We start from the raw sequence: 4,591 nt of genomic DNA, 5'->3' as shown, positions 1-4,591 counted from the left end.
TTTGCGTTCAGGGAGCCCTCAGTCCGATGCTTGCGAACTTGTACATGAACCGCTTCCTGAAGCATTGGCGGTTGACCGGACGTGGCGAAGCATTCTGTGCGCAGGTGGTGTCATATGCCGACGACTTCGTCATCCTCAGTCGCGGACATGCGGCTGAGGCTCTGACGTGGACGAAGGAGGTGATGACCCGGCTCGGGCTTACGCTCAACGAGGCGAAGACCACGTTGAAGGATGCCCGGAAGGAAAGCTTCGACTTTCTTGGCTACGCGTTTGGGCCTGAGTACCACCGCAAGAACGGTTATCGATACCTGAGCGCGAGCCCCTCCAGGAAGAGCGTCCAGAGGCTCAAAGGCAAGATCAATGAGCTACTGGTCCCCGGCAACAAAGAACCGTGGCCTGATGTGCGCAACCGGCTGAACAGTCTGCTGCGCGGCTGGTCGAGCTACTTCAGCTACGGCACGCGGCTGATGGCCTATCGGGCCGTCGACAACCACGTCTATGATCGCGTGCGTCACTTCCTGCGCAGGCGGCGCAAGATGCCAGGACGCGGCACGCGAAGCCTTCCCGCGGACCATGTCTTCGGGGAACTTGGCGTGACGCGGCTCCGACGCGTGCATCTTGGCCCACTGCCGTGTGCTCGGCAATGAATCCAGTCGGAAAGCCGGATGCCGGAAATCGGCACGTCCGGTTGTGTGTCCAGTGAAGGCTGGCATGTTCAGCAGGAGACAAACCTGCCGGGGTAGAAGTCAGAGCCCCGTAGTTTGGATAGCAGAGGTGATGGAAACTGAAACTCTGAAGCCTATCGACAAGGTCTCCCCAGGGGAGGCTACGAGTCACCGGGCCGTAACAAAAGTGAACGCGTTGTGGCCTCGAAAATGAGTATCCCCGAGGGCCGAGCCTTCAACCGGAGGGCGAAGGCCGCATGAGCAGCCGAAGACTGACCGATACGGATGTTCACCTCGGCGGGGTGAAAGCGACAGCACGGTGACAAGGACAAGCTAAGCAACTGGAGAAGCCCTCCTCGTCCCGGCGCGAAATCGTCGGAGCAAGGTAGGCCGTATAACCGGCGAAACCGGGAAGTCGGCCGAAGACGAGAGGGTGGCGGCTGGGTCCGTAGTAGCGATGAAGCGGAGTAATGTCCGCGGAGCGAAGGGGCCCTGCCATTTGCAATGTCTCCAACATAGGGGAAGGCAAGGACGAGATGACAAAGGCGTCCATTGATTTGCAGGACCTGAGGCGGAGAATATACGACAAGGCGAAGGCTGAACCGTCCTGGCGGTTCTGGGGACTATACGTCCACGTCTGCAAGATGGAGACCCTGCGCGCTGCGTATGAGATGGCCAAAGAGAACGATGGGGCACCGGGAATAGACGGCGTCACCTTCGAGGCCATCGAGGCGCAAGGCGTGGAGGCTTTGCTCGAGCAGTTACGGGACGAACTGATCGGGTGCACCTACCAGCCACTCCCCGCGCGGAGGCAGGAGATACCGAAGGACGGGGGCAAAGTCCGTGTCCTTTCGATTCCGGCGATCCGCGACAGAGTGGTGCAAGGCGCGCTCAAGCTCATACTCGAGCCTGTCTTCGAGGCGGATTTCCAACCGGGATCGTTTGGATATCGTCCCAAGCGGACTGCTCATGGTGCGATCAAGCGAGTTGCTGAGGCGATAGTCCAGCGGAAGACGCGGGTCCTCGACTTTGATCTGCGCGCCTACTTCGACAATGTTCGGCACGACCGGCTGTTGGCGAAAGTGGCGCAGCGGATAGACGACGCGGACGTCATGCACCTTCTGAAGGTTATGCTGAAGGCTTCTGGCAAGAAGGGCGTTCCACAAGGCGGGGTCATCTCGCCCTTGCTCAGCAACCTCTATCTCAATGAGGTGGACAAGATGCTGGAGCGGGCGCGGGAGGTCACGCGAAATGGCAAGTACACCTACATCGAATATGCGAGGTTTGCTGACGATCTGGTGATCTTGATCGACGCCTACAAGCGACATGACTGGCTGGTCGGGGCGGTGGACAAGCGGCTTCGGGAGGAGTTCGGCAAGCTGCAGGTTGAAATCAATGATGAAAAGAGCCGCACAGTGGACCTTGAGCGCGGTGAGTGCTTCGGGTTCCTGGGCTTTGAGTTCCGCTACCTCCGCGGTCTAAGCGGGGCGATGCGGCCGCATTACACGCCCAAGCTCAAAAAGCGGACGGCGCTGGTGCGGGCGCTCAAAGAGGTGTTCCGCCGACACCGGTCGCAACCGATTGAACGGGTGATAGGCCTGATTAATCCGGTGCTACGGGGATGGGTGAACTACTTCGCGGTGGGGCATTCCAGCGAGTGCTTCAGCTTCATCAAGGACTGGGTGGAGAAGAAGGTCAGGCGCCATCTGGCGCATGCTCAGAAACGAAAGGGCTTCAACTGGGAACGATGGAATAGGCGGTGGCTGTACGACACTCTAGGGCTGTTCAACGCCTATCGAGTGCGACGCGACGGGCCGAAAGTCGCCCCAGCAGGATAGGTCCCATAAGCGTTGGCGTGAAGCAAATGGGGGCGCGCAATGCGGGAAATCCGCACGTTGCGTGCGACGTGGAGGGGGCTGGAGACGTGGCATGGTCGAGATAGTGGGACACTCGCAGACGAAAGGGCGAGACAACAGGGAAACCAAACTTCGACCTAAACCGGCGCGCCAGTCCTCGACCCTACTGATGAGCGGGGAGAGGAAACGGAGCGTTGCCGCATGGCCCAAGCTACCGCGCCTCTCCTCGACTCTACTCCGCTCCATCCGGGCTACTGGCCCGAGGTGGCACGCACGACACCACAAGCTCGGTGTCATCGCCCGCCTTTTGCGCACTTGCGCACTGGAGCGGGCGATCCGGTACGCCGCGGCGGCGCAGGGAATGCTTAGCGTCTCTGAAATACTGGATTCCCCGCCTTCGCGGAGAATGACAGCGGTGGAAGAGGCGCCGCAAATTCTGTTCTGCAAGGCCTGACGGATCGCTGCTAGAGCGGCTATCTTCGTATCAACCGCCGCGGCGTTGATGCGAGCCGCTGGATGCTGACGCATCTTGCCTCCCACGCGGAGTACCAGCGCGCGGCGAAGATCCAACCAGGACAGCGAGACAGGCCATGGCAAAACCGTTTCCGTCGAAGACCCACATCGGCAACCATATGCTGCAACCCGAAACGCTGATGCTGACCTATGGCTATGATCCGCAGCTGTCGGAAGGCGCCATCAAGCCGCCGGTGTTCCTGACCTCGACCTTTGTGTTCAGGACGGCCGAGGACGGGCAGGATTTCTTCGATTATGTCGCCGGCCGGCGCGAGCCGCCGGAGGGGATGGGCGCGGGCCTGGTCTATTCGCGCTTCAACCACCCCAACAGCGAAATCGTCGAGGACAAGCTCGCGGTCTATGAGCGCACCGAGAGCTGTGCGCTGTTTTCATCCGGCATGTCGGCGATCGCGACCACGATCCTCGCTTTCATCCGCCCCGGCGATGTCATTCTGCACTCCCAGCCGCTCTATGGCGGCACGGAAACCCTGCTCACGAACACGCTTGCACGCCTCTCGATCGGTGCTATCGGCTTCGCCGACGGCGTCGACGAGGCGGCAGTCAGGCAGGCTTCGGAGGAGGCCATGCGCAAGGGCCGGGTTGCGATGATTCTGATCGAAACGCCGGCCAATCCGACCAACGGCCTGGTCGACATCGCGATGGTCCGCCGCGTCGCCGATACAGTCGGGAAGACCCAGGGACACACGCCGATCATCGCCTGCGACAATACGCTGCTCGGACCCGTGTTTCAGCGGCCGATCGAGCAGGGCGCGGACATTTCGCTGTATTCGCTGACCAAATATGTCGGCGGCCATTCGGACCTGATCGCCGGCGCCGCGCTCGGTTCAAAGGCGATGATGAAGGGCATCAAGGCGCTGCGGGGCGCAATCGGCACCCAGCTCGATCCGCATTCGTGCTGGATGATCAACCGCTCGCTCGAGACGCTGAGCCTGCGCATGGAGAAGGCCGATGCGAACGCGCGGCTCGTTGCGGATTTCCTGCGCGATCACGCCAAGGTGGCGAAGGTCCACTATCTCGGTCATCACGAACAAGCGTCGCCAGCCGGCCGGGTGTTCGCGCGGCAATGTCTCGGCGCGGGATCGACATTCTCGTTCGACATCGCCGGCGGCAAGGAAGCGGCTGTGAAATTCCTCAACGCGCTGCAGATATTCAAGCTTGCGGTGAGCCTTGGCGGAACGGAATCGCTTGCCAGCCTGCCGGCGACCATGACCCATTCCGGCGTTCCGGCCGACATCCGCCAGAAAATCGGCATTCTCGATTCCACGATCCGGCTGTCGATCGGCATCGAGAACCCGTCGGACCTGATCGCGGACCTCGGCCAGGCGCTGAGCACGGCCTGAGGAGCTTGGAGTTGGGTACGGCAGTGGGGCGATAATGGACCCGAATTGGTCTGCACCCTCAGGGCGCGATTAATCCTGACGTGATCATCTGCACCGAGAGGGCCGGGTGGACGTTCAAAAAAGCGTCGCTTTGTGACTCAGGTCACAGAGCGAACATTGCTTTTCTGCGCGCTCTATCTAGGTCAGCGTTTTCTTG

General features: G+C 60.9%; 3 protein-coding genes. All 3 read left to right on the top strand.

The genetic code is table 11. From position 1 onward, the window contains the following. Positions 1 to 26 precede the first annotated feature (26 nt). Positions 27 to 647, top strand: a complete 621-nt coding sequence (locus FXV83_RS41475; RefSeq protein WP_283811756.1) for a group II intron maturase-specific domain-containing protein — start codon at positions 27 to 29, stop codon at positions 645 to 647. Positions 648 to 1,201: 554 nt separating this feature from the next. Continuing rightward, entirely contained in the window at positions 1,202 to 2,503 is a 1,302-nt protein-coding gene (ltrA, locus tag FXV83_RS41470; RefSeq protein WP_148745771.1) for a group II intron reverse transcriptase/maturase, read from the top strand. A gap of 608 nt (positions 2,504 to 3,111) precedes the next feature. Further along, entirely contained in the window at positions 3,112 to 4,395 is a 1,284-nt protein-coding gene (locus tag FXV83_RS41465) for a cystathionine gamma-synthase family protein (protein ID WP_148745770.1), read from the top strand. Positions 4,396 to 4,591: the final 196 nt, after the last annotated feature.

Source organism: Bradyrhizobium hipponense, assembly GCF_008123965.1.
GTDB lineage: Bacteria > Pseudomonadota > Alphaproteobacteria > Rhizobiales > Xanthobacteraceae > Bradyrhizobium > Bradyrhizobium hipponense.
Note: the sequence above shows the minus strand (reverse complement) of the source record. Positions and strands in the feature narration are given on the sequence as shown.